At 38.3% G+C, this 256-nt stretch carries 1 protein-coding gene; it reads right to left on the reverse strand.

Annotation, left to right across the window (positions count from 1 at the left end; all coding sequences use genetic code 11):
* Window positions 1-256 (reverse strand): hypothetical protein (locus KVT27_RS25350; RefSeq protein WP_217582246.1); only part of this gene is annotated, 256 nt, incomplete at both ends.

Consider the following 256-nt stretch of genomic DNA (forward strand, 5'->3'; position numbering starts at 1 on the left):
GGTCTAAAAGGATATCATAGTAATTGGAGGTGTATTCCACGCTCCTTCTTTCAAGTAAATTAAACGTTTGACTGTTATATTTATATAGACTGTGACCATCACCACCATAGAGAATGTTCTTATTCGTATCAAGGACATAACTGCTAGGGGAACTAATTCCTGCATTTTTTTCATATACCGTATCCGTAACAGAGGTATACACTGCAGAGGTTACACTGATTCCGCCATTAAAGGTCCCACCATTGTACAATATCCG

The sequence above is a fragment of the Lysinibacillus sp. GbtcB16 genome, assembly GCF_019091145.1.
Classification (GTDB): Bacteria; Bacillota; Bacilli; order Bacillales_A; family Planococcaceae; genus Lysinibacillus; species Lysinibacillus fusiformis.